Here is a 416-nt window from a genome sequence, read left to right as displayed (position 1 = left end):
CGAAAAGCTTCGAATAGGCCTTCCCGAAGGAAACATCCTTGAGCAGTCCGGAAATTCGAAGCGCGACCCGATGCGTCGCGCCGGGATTCTTGCCTCCGATCCTTCTTCGAGCTCGTGGATCATGATCCAGCGGCAGGCCGAGCGCGGCCTCGATCGTCGAAATATGGCCCAGGAATTCATCAATGCCGTCGGTTCGAAAGCCGCGAACAAAAAAGTGCGCCACGGGACGAGCGAACAATGCCGTCTCGCGAGCCGAGACAATGTCACTCCAGGCACTGTCGTTCAGCCAGGTAATCTCGTCGTCGCTGCCATCGTCCAGCGGATAGGTGATTGGCCTTTCGTACTCATGTTCATCACCATAGACATCGATGTGCCACGCTGGTTCCCAGCTCAGGCTGTCCGGAGAAGGCGGCGGA

1 pseudogene is annotated in these 416 nt (G+C 57.9%); it reads right to left on the bottom strand.

Annotation, left to right across the window (positions count from 1 at the left end):
- Positions 1-416, bottom strand: a pseudogene (locus tag CEV33_RS23930) (hypothetical protein); the annotation flags it as partial.

Source organism: Brucella grignonensis (assembly GCF_002252505.1).
In the GTDB taxonomy this organism is placed as follows: domain Bacteria; phylum Pseudomonadota; class Alphaproteobacteria; order Rhizobiales; family Rhizobiaceae; genus Brucella; species Brucella grignonensis.
The sequence above is the reverse complement of the archived record's forward strand: the minus strand, read 5'-3'. Positions and strand labels throughout refer to the sequence as shown.